Here is a 14372-nt window from a genome sequence, read left to right as displayed (position 1 = left end):
CTAAAATAATGTGGTCCGATTCTAGCAATGATCTGTAATTGTGTAAAGGCTAAACAATATAATATATAATTCTCATTCAGCTCCGATATAGCTTATATATATGATATATATGTTAGAAAAAATAGAAAGTATCCATTGGTAATTATGGACCGATTGGTAATAACAAATATAACAAAAAGATATATTCATTATATTGAACAACAGAAGGTATTTATTGATGCTTTGGATAACCAAGCTACTTAAGATTGAATATACATAAATTTTACTTGAATGCTCATTTATAAAGTAGTTATTAATAACAAAGGAGAAATGTATAGATTAAATAATATAAAAAAGTATGTGTATACATTAAAAAAAAGTACAAATAACCAAAAATACTAAAAAAATTAGACAAGATATTCTAAGTCTAAAATATTATTAAAAAGGAGTTTTTACATTAGTCTTAATTAGAAAGGTATTAAAATGTTCTTTGAAGTCTTTTATAGATAAGAGGGTCATTTATAAAAAGGTGTGAATGAGTGTAGTTCATTTTATCTCCATACTTTTTTAAAAGAATTCGTTTAATATCTTTTGTAAGCCTATCTGCTGAAAACTGGGAAGGGTTTGTATAGACCAATTTTGAATAGAAGTGAAGGTTAACCAAATATATTGAAGAAATTAGAATACATATTAAGCCGTAAATAAGTGCAAAGTTTTCTAAGAATGTATCTGAAAGACCATTAAACAACATATTCAACATCCTCTCTATTATTCTTTTACTTTTACTGCAGGATAATTATACCAATTATGGGTATGGGTCTCAAGCTCTAGTTTTTTTAAAAAAATATTTTTTTATGTGGAAAGGAATGCTAAAAAACCACCGATATCTACTAAGATAATAGTGGTTAATGTCTATATTCTATAAATTAAATAATCCATTTCTTAAGACTAGATTATGATGACAGTGGAATAACCCCATTGCTATGCTGTCACTTTGATGATTATCAAAGTCGGAAGGTTCTCCTAAGATGTTAAATATATGCTCATATACTATATCCTTGTTGATTCGTGGTAATCCAAAAACGTTCCTATAACCGTTTCGCCAAGTGTTAACGTGGACAACTTGGCATTCAATATTTCTATAATAAAAGAAGTATTGTAGAAAGAATAATAAGGAAGATAATTTCTTGTATGTCGTTAGTCCAGTTCCTCTATGCTTTTGGATATCTTCTACAATTGCAAGTTTGATATTATAATCCTTTACCATTTCATTTAATATATTTTCTAAGCAGATTATCCTTTCGAAATAATCTAATTTGGTATTAAGTTTAATCGTTCCGTAATCAATCAGTTCGGATTGATTATTATGTATTTCGAATATGGAATAACCGCAGGAAGTGATTGACTGGTCGAGTGATAACAGCCGAGGCATTAGATGTCACCCCAGAATAACTGTTCATAATCGACTTCATTATATGTATTTTCAGCAAGTAACTCCTGATAAAACATTTCTTCTAATTCATCTAATTCAGGGATTTGAAAATCATATTCTTCTGGTTTATTATTCTTAGCTTCTACATGCTTAGCATCATAGAATAAATACTTCACCATTGATTGATTAGGTAGTTGAATAACAGCAAGAAGGCTTAGTTGATTAATTACTGCCATATAAGGTACTCCTATGCTGCGTATCAAATTTTGCTTGCTTATTATTAAAAATTCCCATTAGTCTCTACTCCTTAATAATCATTTATGTTTTATTGTAGTAACATCTTATTATGGATTTTTAATAAGTCAAATTTGATTAATAATAGCATTAAACTTATATATTGTTGGCAGTATGATTGCTTACAATAATGTATAATTAATAGTACCAATTAAGGAAATTGAATGTTTATTTTACGGAGGGTATTATGAAAATAGATTTTAATATTAAGGAGATTTTAACGCTACCAACAACAATAATGGCTGCATTAACATTAGCAAGTGGAATTCTTCTCTTCTCTCCAACAACTATTTTAGAAAAAATGTTTATGATTGATTTTAGGGATAATTATGGCTTTATTATTGGAATAGTATTTATTGTATCTTTATCAATTCTCATAGTAAATTTAATATACAAGATAGCAAAATCAATTTCTGATGCTAAAGCCAAGAGGGACTTTTATGCAACAGCCGAAAAACGATTACTAAAACTAAACAACTATCAAAAGGCTATTATTTATGAATTATATCAACAAGATAACAGAACGTTGCCGTTGCCGTTACATGATGGTGCTGTTTTAGAATTAGAGCAACACATAATGATTGGAAAAGCAACTTCAGAATATATGGTTAGTGATTTAAACACTGCATCATTTCCATATTTACTTCATCCGTGGGTTGTAGATGAGTTAAATAATAAGCCTGGATTATTAAAAGACTTCAATGACGCTTATAATGCACTCTACGAAAAAGAGTTTAATAGGAGTAAAGAACAAATAGATTACTGGTAAAAAACACAATAAAGACCCCCATGAATAATTGATTGAATTATTAGGGGGTCTTTTCTACATGAAGGGGCTATTATTGTTTTTTACTCAACAACTTATTGTCATAAACGGTAGAATAGATTTCTCCAAAGTTTTTAAATTTTAAATTTTTAACTCCTAATCTCTTCTCAACGAAATCAGTTACATCAGTAAAGTGATGCTGATTATTTCGGTTAGGTCGCTTTGCTACAGTGATTTTTGTACCTTCTTGAATTGCAAAAATACGAATGCTTACTCCATTAGGGAAATAGATACAATGGCTTTTCTTACGTATTTCAATTTTATCGGTAGGTTGATTTATTGTAAGTTCTTCTACTACTTTTTTATAGTGCTGTTGGGTTGTATATATTTTTTTACTTATCATTATTAGAACCTCCTAAATAATATGAATATCTAGTTATAATACGAAAAAGCATAATAGACAAATTTCACCACCGTAAAAGTTTACGGTGTTTTTTATTGTGGGAAATGTAAGTAATATCAATGGTTTGAGCCGAATTTGACTTTGGAAATATTGGTTATATAATGATGTAACACATTTACAATTGAATAAAGTTTTACTTTTTTAAACCATTTAAAATGAGCAGTTTAGGAGAAGGTAAACACCTTCGATGGTTCTGGTTCCCCTATTAATCACAGGGTGGGAAGCGTTAAAGGCTCATAACACACCCAGATGCCTTTCATATACATTTGAAAGGAATTGCCCGTACTAGTCGCTGAAAGGCGAGGTGGGGGTAGGTTATTGCGTGATTGCAAGAGTTGTAAAGCTAGACCTGGGAACTTAATTTATGTGTGAATTTAACCTACTTAGAAGATGACCGAACGAGTTGAACGACACCGTTTTGGAAGAAACTTGTCCACCCTTTTTATAAGGGGTGGGCTCTATTCCCTCACTCGTTTTCACTCCTCCATTTTGGAAGTTGAAAAGATACAAACATTAGAGCTTTACAAAAAAATACAGACTGATTTGAGAAAATTGACAATTGAATATTCAAATATATATCAAACAATCAAAAAGAAGTGAGGTACTCAATAATGAAATTAGAAGATTTAGACTTAACACTAGAAGACTATTTATTAGAACGTAATTTATACATAAGAATTTCAGAAAGCCAGTTAGAGGAATACACAAATCAAGAGGAACAATATATAGTTATTAAGGTAACAGGTAATTCCACATTGTTTGCTAAAGACACATACGTAATTTATTTGAACCATGGTTCTTGCTACTTTTCGGAAGGTGATAATTTAGGAGATTGTAAGTTAGATGACCCGAGCTTCTTTGAAGGGTTACGCATAACTGGAGATATAGATGACGAAGATTTCTCCATCACAGATTGTTATTTCTCAAAAGACTATGACGCTTGTAAGTGGGAAGCTGATTATGACGGGACGAATATTGCTTATGAGTTCAAAATTAACGCACGAAATGACAATGGATTTGCTGACTTATACGGGATTTTCGTGGTGGATAAATAATATAATATAGGCTGGTGGGTTTCACCAGTCTATTTATATAATATTATATATAGGACAAGTATTAGGAGGTTACGAAAGTGAACATTAATGATTACAAAAAATTGTTTAACATGAAATTAAACGATATTGAGAGCTTAGAAGTGTTTGTTGAGTTATTCCAAGAAGAAGAGCACGAGAATGTTATTAAAGATGTTAGTAGATTTATAAAATCATTTGAAAATACTCAATCAGATAAAGGGAATAAAATAAATTATGTTATCTTTGATTATATAGATGACGGATTTAGTGACCCTGAATTTTTAATATTATTTTATGTAAGGGAAGAAGATAATTTGGTGATTAAGACTTACAAAGCGTCATTCAATGGAGATGGGTCAAATGAAGAAATCAAGTTCTACCTAGACAGGGAAAAGATGTTAGAGGCATTCTTTGAGTAAGTAAAATGAAAACGTAAGATTTTCATTCGTTTAAGGTAGTATATCTTAGTTTCTTAAGCTAGTATCTATCTATTAAATTAAAAGTGGTTATTAGGTTGAAAATAGTATTTTCATGATTAAAGAGCAGGGATAATTTCTTGAAGAGGTAAAATGGGCTAATTATGTTGGAATAAAAACAAAGAAACACTAAATGACCGCAGCATGATGTTTAGCATTACTTTTAAGGTCCAACTAGTGTACTTTAATGTTGAGATTTTCTATTTACTGTGATTATTTAGCAAATTGTATGTAAGGATGTGAAATAAACGATGTATGAAATATTACCGAAAGAATATTGGAAAAAACAAGATTATCTGCTTTACGCTTATGATGTTTTGAGAGATATGTTAAAACAAGCAGATAGTAAGAAGCTTTCCAATGTAACTATAAAATTTAATGATATAAAGGAAACGCAATCATTTGAAAAAACGGATGATATTTTTAAGTGGTTGGATTTTAATGGTTATCACGATAAGGCATTAAATTTATTTAGTAACCATATTTTCTTTCTTCTATTAAAGGATTTTTGTTACTATATATACGAATCGATAAGTTGTGCCGAACGGGGAAAAGTAACAGTTGCTTACTCATTACTCCGAAAACCAATAAGGGATAATTTATTATATATGGAATGGTTATTGGCAGATCATGAAGAATTTTACCACACATTTTTACATAAGCCCATAGAAGAGTATGATGTTTCTAATTATAAAATTTTTACAAGGGATAGAATAAAAAAAATCATAAAAGAAGCTGGTGAAAAGACCCATATGGGTGAAGCTATTAATTATAATAATCTTGTTTATACGTTTAGATTTAATGGTAAAGAAGAAATAGGTTTACAGAGAATCTGGAATCAATCGATGCATTTAGTTACAACATCACCTAATTACAAGACGGAGAAAAATAACCTTAATTTTGTTTTTGCGGATGAGGAAGTTTGGAACGATTATTGGCGATACTATTATTTTACACTCCCACAATTAATGGCATATGTCTTAGAGATCTGTGAGTCATTGTTTGTTAAAGCGGTGAAGGTTGATAGCTTTAATTTATTCCTCAATCGATGTATTCGGTACGCTAAATATGCAGATGTTTATCCAAGTGTTGATTTACTTAAAGAGCTGAAGAGTCAACCTAATATACTTTATAAAACAATGAAGGATAGTGGAATAGTATATAAATTTAAATGTGAACATTGCGAGGAAAATATAAAATTAACTTTGGAAGTATTAGATGAGATGGTAGATAGATGGAGTGTTTATTGTTCTTCGTGTTACAAAGAACACAATATCTGTAAATATTATACAGATTCAAATTATTCTAATGAGTAACGATATAAGATAAGGGCTTAAATTACCTTGTCCAATTTAACACTTATTCCCCGTTACGAGGATATAGTTGAATCCATGGTCAAAAGGGTAGTTATTAAAGGATATTCCTCCATATAATAACTACCCTTTCTTTTAATACACTACTTGGCAGTAGCCAATAAATCCTCTTCCTTCTCCAATTTAGCAACAATCAACTCTTTCTCTGCTGTTACCTCATAAGTTCCGTGTACGGAATCCAAATCAATTTTGTTGAATTTGAAAAAGGAGATAGCTGATGTGTAAGTGGCATTCCCTTTGCTGGTTTGGTTTATCTTCAATGCTTTCTCGTCGTTATTAGTTTTGCACAGCTTAATAGCTATTTGTTTCGTTTTAGCGTTATAACCTAATTGAATGAAATTATTGTCTTTCATTAGAGTATTAACGAATTTTTTATTGAGATTAATTCTGCCAGCTTTACTAATGTTGATTGTTGGAAATGGTGATTCTCTTGTTGTTTTATTTTTGCCGTAGTCAAAAAAATCAAATTGTGCAGCAGTCATATTAATCGCTCCCTTTGGTTATTTATACCAGTTTTTTCTGTAGTTAAATTGTATAGTAACAGAATAGGAGCGCCAAGCTTTATTTTGGATGTAGCAAGATTCCTATAGTTGTTTTAATGAGGTTATATGGAAATAGCAGGTTAAGTATGTGGTTTTTGGAAGAATAATAATCATTTAATGCATTTAGGTTTTTTATTATCCAGAACAGATCGCCATTTCCTACACAGACCAATTATCAAATTTAACAGAATGTTATTTTACTATTCATTTTTTAGAATCAAAGTTTCCGTGCTATCATCCATCACTTGATTTAAAAAGGAGATGGAGATAGTGATTAAAACAGTAAAGCGAGGGGAAGTTTATCTTGCTAATATGGATACAGATGTTCAGGGAGTATTGATTGTTCAGAACAACAGGGGGAATCTTTTCAGCCCTACTACAATAGTATTGGAGATTAAGGATACAAAAATTGATTACTTTTCGTTACGAACAATAGATAAGAGTAGGTTAATCAAACGTGTGGGGCAATTGAGTACATATCAAATGCAACAAGTTAGTGAAAATATGACAGCGGTAATTTTAGGTGTGAGAGAACCTGCCTTGGTATAGGTAGGTTTATTTGATGGTTACATGATGTATTAGTAAATGAATAGGTGAATTATAAAAAAATGCAAAATAATAAAAAAAATGTTGACAAGTAGCAATAAGATATACTAGAGTTATTATCAAGTAATTATTTGAAGGAGGAAATTCCTACTTCAAAAGGATGCGAAAAAAGTTTTTTTAAAAAACTATTGCATTGTGTTGAATTACATGCTAGTATTATTTTTACATTCTACATTCTAACAAATGTTGGTAGTTGGTAGATTTACTAAAAAAGAAGGGAAGTGATTTTATAGGATAAAGAAGAAGGTTAAAATTAATTATTAATTGTTAGCTAGATATTTCGAATGCCTTATCTGTATGATAAGCATTTACACAAATTGGAATGCAAGGAAGTTTATATATTTACTATAACCTTTCCGTTCCAAGAAGAACATTGATTGTTTTTAGCACTTACATTTGAAGAGTATCTTCACTTGTTAAGGTAGCTAAGTTTTGAATACTGAATTAATAGGATAAGTATGTTCTATTTTAACAATTCAGTATTACAATCAAAATTCTTGTTATTGTGTAAATGTGTCGCAGATAGTTATTCGAAATCTCTAGCTTTTTTGTTTTTTAGAGATTTTCGTCTGCAAAGCATACGGGAGTCTCTTTTTTTTGTGGGATTCTGACTGTTCTTTGACATAGTGGCTTTCATAGCACGCTGAATAAGCAATACCCAAAGTAGGAAGGAGTTTTAAATTCCGCAAAAATAATTTACGAGGGTGATTATCATGTATCAAAATAACGAGCAAATAAAAGTAGAAATAAGAGAAATTGACCGAGAATTATCTAACTTAGAAGGATATGCAAACATATCTTTAAAGGTTAGTAGAGAAAATGTAGAACGTGGAAGGATACAAAAGCACCTGAATTTTGTAAACCAGCTAGAAAAAAATAAAGATATACGGAATAACAGCTTAATGATTTTCTTTGACGGATATGAAAATGACGCTAGAGAGATAATTGAAATTCCAGAAGTCAGAAAATGGGTATCCAGGCTCTTTAAGAAAAAGCCACATATCTTCTATTATCTGTCAGATAATGAAACGATTAGTATCTTCCTTCTATGTATAAGTAAATCTAAAATAGTTAAATCCGACAATCAAACAGCTACATATGAGATTACTTTAGAGAATCACATAATAACGAAAATAATGACCTCAGCTATTGCACACTCAAGAAAGCGTGGAGACAGCATAGAAAAGCAGGAAGAAGTGGAATCAACAATACTATTTGGAATAATTAAAAATTCAATGTAAGGCAGAGGGGTGTTGTGTAACCTCCTTTGCCAATCAAATTAAGAGAGGGCGAGAAAAATGACTGAAAAAACAATCGAGGAATTAGTTAAGAGCATAAATGAAAATAGTGTTAGTCAGTACAGTGTAAGAAGAGAAGAAATAACAGCCTGTGGATATAAGGGATATTATTTTTCACAAGAAATACCTAACTCTGTGAAAGACCCATATAAAGCAGTTGTAGAGCTAATCTCTTCTACTGAAATAGTTTACGAAGCTCGAATTTTTGATTTAGAAAGCTGTAAAGTTCTTACCTACTACCGTGACTATGATACAGGGCATGGAAACAGAGTTTCTTTTGAATATGAAGAATTTGGAAAATACGTAAATTCATTTGTTAATGAGCTAAATACAAGCAATATTTATGTAATGTTAAGCACTTTGGATATCGTTCAAGAAGACTTGATAAAAATTAGTAAACTGGCTCAATTCGAGCAAGTAATGGATTATATTCAGAATCTATATCCAGTTACAAAACCTAAACCGAAAACTAGTGAACCTCTGTCAGAGAAGGAGTTAGTGGAGTTAATTAATTACGAAAAAGAAAGCTTTAAAATCTCTGAAGTAATAAATGACGACGGTTTTCATGAATGCTTTGAATTAGAAGCCCATGTCAAGGGGAACTCCAAAGAAGTATTGAAAGAAATAATAGATTGTAGTTCAGCTGCACTTGGCGCACTTCTTAATGAGGAAGGAAGTTATAACACCATTGGTAATGCCAATGATTTACCCACTCCATACCCACTAAAACCAAAATTAAAGGTGGATAACACTCACGTAATACTTTGGTGCTCATTGGATATCGAAGACTTAAAAAATATTAGAGAAATGGCAGATACTGAACAAGTGCTAGAGTACTTAAAAAATCCACCAGCAAGATATACGCAAGAAAATTTATTGGAAAACTGTGTTGAAGACGAAGAGATACTTCCATTTTAAAAGAACTGAATCTTCAATGAAACGAAAGTGGAGAAGCTCTATGTTCAAACTAATCAAGTTAAAACAAATAATCTAGTAAAGGGGAAATTAATCATGCATTTAGAAATTAAAGTAATAAAAGATAATAACAAAAATGAATACACACATATTAAGCTACCTTCACCATATTTAGAAGAGGAAATCAATGAAATTGTAGGAACGGATTGTTATTCAATCCAATTTAATAAGAGTATCAAAAATAAGGTGAATTTAAGTATTGCCGATATCAACTTAATTGCAGAAAGATTAGAAAGATATGATACAGCACTGGTTGAAGCAATGTATGAGTATACTGGTTGTTTATATGAAACCTTCGTTTGTTTGGAGGAATATAGGTATCAGTATAAAAGTGGTGTTTCTAGTTTAGTTGAAGTAGCGGAAGAAATGGTGAAGCTAGGATATTTAGGTACGAATGATTTAAGCGAGGAAGTATTGCGCTATATTAGCTTCGATAAAATAGCACGAGATTTAGACGCTGAGGGTTGGAAAATCATTAACAATATTGCCATTTTAGCATATTAATCCCCCTATAAACATTAATAAAAGTATTTAAATGTAAAATAATGATCACCTAAAACTGAGTAAATTTATAAGAAAACTAGCAATAAGGCTATAGGAAATATTGACTTTATTAAATCGGAAACAAGACCTAAAGCTAATCAAATTAGGAAAGAAGCGTTGAAATTCGAATTGGTAATGCATAAGGAGAACTCGAAAGAATTGCAAGAAATGCTAGATAGAATATTAGCACCTTTATAAAATAAGATTTTTAGGGAGCTGTACTTTGGACATTGAGATCCAATGTACAGTTACCCTGAAATCTACGGAAGTAATAAGCCATAAGTTGATTTTTATAAAAATATACGGGGGTAGAACAAAATGATTAATAAAGAAAATTTTTGTGTTGAGGTTAATCGAAGTGATATTGATAGAGGACATATTTTAAGTTATTTAAAATTATTTACAGCATTAGAAAAAAAGAAACAAGTCCAATTGGCAAATAAGATTATGTTTGTATATAGGGGTTATAAGTATGAAGAAGCAACAGAAATTTATAAAAATATAGAATTTAAAAAATGGGCTAGGAGATTGTTTAAGAATAAACCACACATTTTTTATTATTTGTGTGAACATACTTCACAAGATATATATATGGCTATGTCGGAATTTGAGGAATTTAGTACAAACGGGGATAGAGTTATCTATAAAATTAAATATAACGAGAGCCTATCTAATAAGGTTATATTTTCAGCATTAAAGCATTCTGTAAAGCGCAAAGATAGCCTAGAAGTACAAGGATCTGTGGGAGTTACAATTGTAGACTCATTGTATCCAGATATGGGAGGTATTTAAAATGAAAAAATTATTAGGACAAATAGAACTAAATCGTATATATCAACGCAATTGTACTGAAGGAATGAAAATGATACCTGGTGAAAGTATTTCTCTTGTTATAGCTGACCCACCTTATAATATTGGCAAAAAAGGTAGTTTCATAGAAGCAAAAGATAAGCACCACCATACAATCAGAGAAGATTGGGATAATATACCACTCAATGAATTTGAAAAGTTTAATAATGATTGGATAAATGAATGCTTCAGAGTTTTAAAGCCAGGTGGTTCATTATTAGCTTGGGGTAGTCACCATAATATACATATTATTGCTCAATTAATGGAACAAACAGGATATGATATGAAGCCCTTTTATATATGGGAAAAATCTAATCCTGCTCCTTCTTGGAGCGGGAGACTTCCAACAACTAGTACAGAGTATCTACTATGGGGTACTAAAGGAAAAAACTGGACTTATAACTTGGACTATGCAAAATCAATCAATAATGGCAAAAACATAAAAAACGTTTTTAAAACAAGTTTAACTCCACCAAAGGAAAAGAAAAAAGGTAGATTTCCTTGTCAAAAACGTATTGAGGGTTTAACAGACCATTTAGTTAAACTTCATTCACTTAAAGGTGATATTATTCTTGTTCCTTTTTGTGGAAGTGGAACTGAGTGTGTCGTTGCAAAAATGTACGGAAGAGATTTTATATCTTTTGAAACGAAACCTGAATACATAGTACTCGCAAATAACAGGTTAGACGATATATGTGACGTAAGCTAATCTACCAATCTCTTTTAAATATACATACATATCAAAAGAATCACCCAAATAATAACTATGAGGGGATAATTTAAAATGAATGAATATAGAAAAATGATTAATGAGTTTCCTACTAAAGCAAATATGGTTTTAAATTTACTAAGCATACCAAATAAGTACACATATCAATCATTGAGCCTATTAGAGAAAAGAATGCTGGAATTGTACCCTATGGTTCAGGCTGATATTTATTTGCAAACTTATGTTGCTCTTTTTCTAGGAGAAGTATTGGTCCGTAATTTTAAAAAAGCAAAATGGGTTACTGAAGAATGTGAAACTCACTGGGATGTCCATATAACTCTATCAAACTCTCAAGGAGAAAAAATAACATTATACCCATTTAGAAGGGTACAGCGATTTTTTGAGAATCCTGAGTATGGATTAACTGTATGTTATCAAACATTCCAAGACATTTCTAAAAACAAGATAAATACCGTTGGCTTACCAAAAGGTGAATGGGTAAAGTTTGGTGGGTACCAACTTCGTGCAAATAACCCTGATAACTTAAGTAACGACTTAATTTCAATAATACATAAAGAATAAGGTGATTAAAATGTCTTTTAAAGAGGAAAAAAATACAGAATGTAAAAGTAGGTTTATAAAACCAACAACAGAAGAAATAAAAAAACAAGAACTAATAAGTACACTTGCAAGCTTGTTAAAAAAATACGCTCAACAAAAATAGTTTCATACTGATTATTATGGGATAAGTGCCTTATCAAGCACTTAGTCCCAATTTTATAAAAGGGGTAATAAAAATGAATATTGAACAGTTCTTAATGAGAATAAATAACAACAGTAATAAAAGAGATTTTGGAGTAAAAATGAATGATAATGGATTGCTATTTTATTTAAAAAACGATAATACCGATAATGTTATGAAAAACCCATATAAAGAGGCTATCGAGTTAGCAACAAATAAAAGTGTATACCAAGTCTATATTATAGATTATTTAGACCATAGAGCCTATACATATACACGCAATTATTATAATGGCAACGGTGAAGAAGTATCCTTTCAAGAATTTAGTTTTGACTGGTTTGCTAAAAACTGTTGGAATTTAGCTTCTCGTAGAAATGTAGATATATATTTTGAAACACTTGTCCTTGAAAGTACAGATTTACTAAAAATTAGTAAAATTGATTCTTTGAAAAAGGTTATAGGTTATATAAAATGCATTAGCAATCATAATATTCCAGATAAAGCGGTTAAGGATATTCAGGCTAAACAATTAGAGGTACAATATCCTGACGTAGATAGTGACTTACCATTTTAGTTGTTAGGGCAGATTTAATGATCTGCCTTTTAATATAATTTTGGAGGGATATAAAATGTCAAAATCAACATTAAAAGCTGCATTGTATATAAGAGTTTCAACTGAAGAACAAAAAAAACATGGGTATTCATTAAGTGGGCAAGCAGAAGAATTGAAAGAGTATGCTAAACAAAAAGGCTATGAAGTATTTGACGTTTATTCTGACGGTGGTTATTCTGGGAAGAACTTCAATAGACCAGAAGTACAAAGAATGTTCAGGGATATGTCAAATAATAAATTTGACGTAATCATTGTATGGAAAGTTGATAGAATATCGAGAAGTAATAAAGATGTTTTAAGTTTAATAGATGACGAACTAAAACCTAGAAATATGAAACTTTTGGTGAAAACTTGTGATATAGATAGTAGCACAACAAACGGATATATGTTTATTTCTCTATTAGGTACATTTGCGGAATACGAGAGAGCCGTCATAATCGAAAGGGTAACTGCGGGTATGGAAAAGGTCGCTAGGGACGGAGAATGGAATGGCGGCAAAGTTTTGGGGTATGATTCAGAAGATAAACAGCTAGTGATTAATGAAGAAGAAAGTAAAATTGTTAAAGAAATATATAATATGAGGGCTGAAGGACTTGGGTATAAAAAAATAGCTGATAATCTAAATTCTAAAGGAAAAAAGACAAAAAAGGATAATTCGTTTAGTATTCCAGCCATTAAACTGATTTTAGAGAATGAAGTTTATATCGGAACCAAAGTTTGGGGTAAATATCGTAATTGGGAAGAAAAAAGACGTGGTGGAAAGAATAACAGCCCCATTAAGGTTGAGAATAAGCACGATGCAATTATTGATATAGAGCTTTGGAATAGAGTACAAGAGATTAAGAGGATTAATAATAATACCTATTCTACAAATAGAAATTTTAATGGGAACTTATTTTTAACAGGACTGTTAAAATGTCCTGTATGTGGCGCTGGAACAGTTATGAGTAAAACGAAAAAAAGAAATGGAAATGGATATCACATTTACTATATGTGTCAAAATTATCACAGTAAAGGTAAAACAGTTTGTAAACCAAATCTTATAAAGAAAGAAATAGTAGAAAATAAAGTTTTAGAAGCGATAAAAGAAGTTATTTGTGACCCAGATTTAATAAATGAAGTAATTACAAAATTAGAGTTGGAAAAAAAGAGTGGTGTCGCAGATTTAACTAGTAATTTAGCCCTTTTAAAGAGGGAAATAAAAAAATACAAGGAAGAACAGCTGAACCTAGATAAGCAATTATTATGCGGATTAAAAATAGAACATTATAATCGTGTTTCAGACCAAATTCAGGATAGATTAAATGAGTTAAATCAAAGTATAGAGAATATTGAAAGGCAAATTGAAAGAAACAATTTAAATAATTTTATAACCAAGGAGATAATCATAGATACCTTAAAGAACTTTGATAATTTGTTTGAAAAGGCAAATGGAGAGGAAAAGAAACTTTTGATTAGGTCTTTAATAAAGAATGTAGAAATGGAAAAAGACAGAAAAGAAATAAAACACATTGCTTTCTGGTTTGCAGAAGGCAATGGTCCCAAGCCACCAAATGGTTTACCACCTAGTAAAGTTCGGAGAACCGTATCATAAGTGATGAAAAAATATTAGAAAACTTGGTAACTTAGTAAAAAATAA

18 protein-coding genes are annotated in these 14372 nt (G+C 30.6%); 14 read left to right on the top strand and 4 right to left on the bottom strand.

All coding sequences use genetic code 11. The features are described 5' to 3' along the window. Window positions 1–898 precede the first annotated feature (898 nt). Together BCELL_RS21125 and BCELL_RS21120 are read right to left on the bottom strand one after the other, a co-directional pair. Window positions 899–1411 carry a crossover junction endodeoxyribonuclease RuvC gene (locus tag BCELL_RS21125; protein ID WP_013490837.1) on the bottom strand — a complete coding sequence of 171 codons (513 nt, stop codon included), beginning with the start codon at window positions 1409–1411 and terminating at the stop codon, window positions 899–901. Continuing rightward, a complete protein-coding gene (locus BCELL_RS21120) occupies window positions 1411–1647 on the bottom strand; it encodes a hypothetical protein (RefSeq protein WP_013490836.1) in 237 nt (78 codons plus the stop codon). Before BCELL_RS21120 ends, BCELL_RS21125 begins: the two co-directional genes overlap by 1 nt. 245 nt (window positions 1648–1892) lie before the next feature. On the opposite strand from BCELL_RS21120, the gene BCELL_RS21115 reads away from it, so the two are divergent. Continuing rightward, window positions 1893–2474, top strand: a complete 582-nt coding sequence (locus BCELL_RS21115) for a superinfection exclusion B family protein (RefSeq protein ID WP_013490835.1) — start codon at window positions 1893–1895, stop codon at window positions 2472–2474. A 70-nt stretch (window positions 2475–2544) separates the two neighbouring features. On the opposite strand, the gene BCELL_RS21110 is transcribed toward BCELL_RS21115, so the two are convergent. Then, window positions 2545–2874, bottom strand: coding sequence for a hypothetical protein (locus BCELL_RS21110; protein WP_013490834.1), 330 nt, complete (start codon window positions 2872–2874; stop codon window positions 2545–2547). A gap of 671 nt (window positions 2875–3545) precedes the next feature. Here BCELL_RS21110 and BCELL_RS21105 point away from each other — a divergent pair. The 3 genes from BCELL_RS21105 to BCELL_RS21095 all read left to right on the top strand — a co-directional run bounded on the left by BCELL_RS21105 (window position 3546) and on the right by BCELL_RS21095 (window position 5799). Beyond that, complete coding sequence (locus BCELL_RS21105; RefSeq protein WP_013490833.1) at window positions 3546–3989, top strand: hypothetical protein; 444 nt, start codon at window positions 3546–3548, stop codon at window positions 3987–3989. 77 nt (window positions 3990–4066) lie between these two features. Beyond that, a complete protein-coding gene (locus BCELL_RS21100) occupies window positions 4067–4426 on the top strand; it encodes a hypothetical protein (protein ID WP_013490832.1) in 360 nt (119 codons plus the stop codon). A 308-nt stretch (window positions 4427–4734) separates the two neighbouring features. Next, window positions 4735–5799 (top strand): hypothetical protein, encoded by a 1065-nt coding sequence (locus tag BCELL_RS21095; protein ID WP_013490831.1) that lies wholly within the window; start codon window positions 4735–4737, stop codon window positions 5797–5799. 140 nt (window positions 5800–5939) lie between these two features. Here BCELL_RS21095 and BCELL_RS21090 read toward each other — a convergent pair whose 3' ends face one another. After that, a complete protein-coding gene (locus BCELL_RS21090) occupies window positions 5940–6338 on the bottom strand; it encodes a hypothetical protein (RefSeq protein ID WP_013490830.1) in 399 nt (132 codons plus the stop codon). Window positions 6339–6668: 330 nt separating this feature from the next. Between BCELL_RS21090 and BCELL_RS21085 the strand changes: the two genes are divergently transcribed. The 10 genes from BCELL_RS21085 to BCELL_RS21045 all read left to right on the top strand — a co-directional run bounded on the left by BCELL_RS21085 (window position 6669) and on the right by BCELL_RS21045 (window position 14327). After that, the gene (locus BCELL_RS21085) at window positions 6669–6947 is read left to right on the top strand and encodes a type II toxin-antitoxin system PemK/MazF family toxin (protein WP_013490829.1); all 279 of its coding nucleotides are present in this window, start codon (window positions 6669–6671) and stop codon (window positions 6945–6947) included. 770 nt (window positions 6948–7717) lie between these two features. Continuing rightward, window positions 7718–8245, top strand: coding sequence for a hypothetical protein (locus BCELL_RS21080; RefSeq protein ID WP_013490828.1), 528 nt, complete (start codon window positions 7718–7720; stop codon window positions 8243–8245). Between the two features lie 57 nt (window positions 8246–8302). Further along, the gene (locus BCELL_RS21075) at window positions 8303–9220 is read left to right on the top strand and encodes a hypothetical protein (protein ID WP_013490827.1); all 918 of its coding nucleotides are present in this window, start codon (window positions 8303–8305) and stop codon (window positions 9218–9220) included. Window positions 9221–9313: 93 nt separating this feature from the next. Further along, window positions 9314–9781 (top strand): antirestriction protein ArdA, encoded by a 468-nt coding sequence (locus BCELL_RS21070; protein ID WP_013490826.1) that lies wholly within the window; start codon window positions 9314–9316, stop codon window positions 9779–9781. A 357-nt stretch (window positions 9782–10138) separates the two neighbouring features. Then, on the top strand, window positions 10139–10612 hold the full coding sequence (locus BCELL_RS21065) for a hypothetical protein (protein WP_013490825.1): 474 nt from the start codon (window positions 10139–10141) through the stop codon (window positions 10610–10612). Window position 10613: 1 nt separating this feature from the next. Continuing rightward, window positions 10614–11378, top strand: coding sequence for a DNA-methyltransferase (locus BCELL_RS21060; protein WP_013490824.1), 765 nt, complete (start codon window positions 10614–10616; stop codon window positions 11376–11378). A gap of 75 nt (window positions 11379–11453) precedes the next feature. Next, complete coding sequence (locus BCELL_RS21055; RefSeq protein WP_013490823.1) at window positions 11454–11960, top strand: hypothetical protein; 507 nt, start codon at window positions 11454–11456, stop codon at window positions 11958–11960. Between the two features lie 10 nt (window positions 11961–11970). Beyond that, window positions 11971–12102 (top strand): hypothetical protein, encoded by a 132-nt coding sequence (locus BCELL_RS23270; protein ID WP_013490822.1) that lies wholly within the window; start codon window positions 11971–11973, stop codon window positions 12100–12102. Window positions 12103–12175: 73 nt separating this feature from the next. Next, complete coding sequence (locus BCELL_RS21050) at window positions 12176–12694, top strand: hypothetical protein (protein WP_041808468.1); 519 nt, start codon at window positions 12176–12178, stop codon at window positions 12692–12694. Between the two features lie 55 nt (window positions 12695–12749). Beyond that, a complete protein-coding gene (locus BCELL_RS21045) occupies window positions 12750–14327 on the top strand; it encodes a recombinase family protein (RefSeq protein WP_013490820.1) in 1578 nt (525 codons plus the stop codon). The last annotated feature ends 45 nt before the right edge of the window (window positions 14328–14372 follow it).

This window comes from Evansella cellulosilytica DSM 2522 (assembly GCF_000177235.2).
Classification (GTDB): domain Bacteria; phylum Bacillota; class Bacilli; order Bacillales; family Salisediminibacteriaceae; genus Evansella; species Evansella cellulosilytica.
Note: the sequence above shows the minus strand (reverse complement) of the source record. Positions and strands in the feature narration are given on the sequence as shown.